This is a genomic window from Noviherbaspirillum album (genome assembly GCF_035916955.1).
Classification (GTDB): domain Bacteria; phylum Pseudomonadota; class Gammaproteobacteria; order Burkholderiales; family Burkholderiaceae_D; genus Noviherbaspirillum; species Noviherbaspirillum album.
In genome coordinates, this window is record NZ_JAWIIV010000143.1 from 1 (window position 1) to 605 (window position 605).

Here is a 605-nt window from a genome sequence, read left to right on the forward strand (position 1 = left end):
AGGCGGAGGTCGACGGAGCGGTGATTCGTGAGGTCTGCCGTAAGCACAACATCACGGAGCAGACGTTTTTCCGCTGGCGTAATAAGTACGGGGATATGACTGTTTCCGATGCTCGCAAGCTCAAGGATCTGGAGTCGGAGAATGCTCGGCTGAAGAAGATCGTAGCGGAGCAAATGCTGGCCATTGAAGGCTTGAAGGAGATTGCCGCAAAAAAATGGTAACCCCGGTGGCCAGACGCGAAGCGCTTGAGATTCTGAAGGCTAAAGGGTTATCCGAGCGTGCAGCGTGTCGAATTGCCGGGGTAAGCCGCCGGGTGACGAGCTATCAGCTGCGACAACCAGGTAAGGATAAAGAACTCAGTGGGCAACTCATAGAAGCATCAGCCCGCTATCCTCGTTTCGGTTATCGGCGCATTGCCGTCATGACGGACCAGAGCGTTGGACGGGTGTGGCGCTTGTGGCGCAGCTTGGGCCTGAACCTTCCCAAGCGCCGGCCCAGAAAGCGCCGCTGTGGCAATGACATCCGTATTCCAGGAGCGACACAGCCCAACAGTGTCTGGTCGTATGACTTCGTGCATGACCGGCTGGCCAATGGTGGAACGCTCA

General features: G+C 56.9%; 1 pseudogene. It reads left to right on the forward strand.

From position 1 onward, the window contains the following. Positions 1–605: pseudogene (locus tag RY831_RS33125) on the forward strand (transposase); the annotation flags it as partial.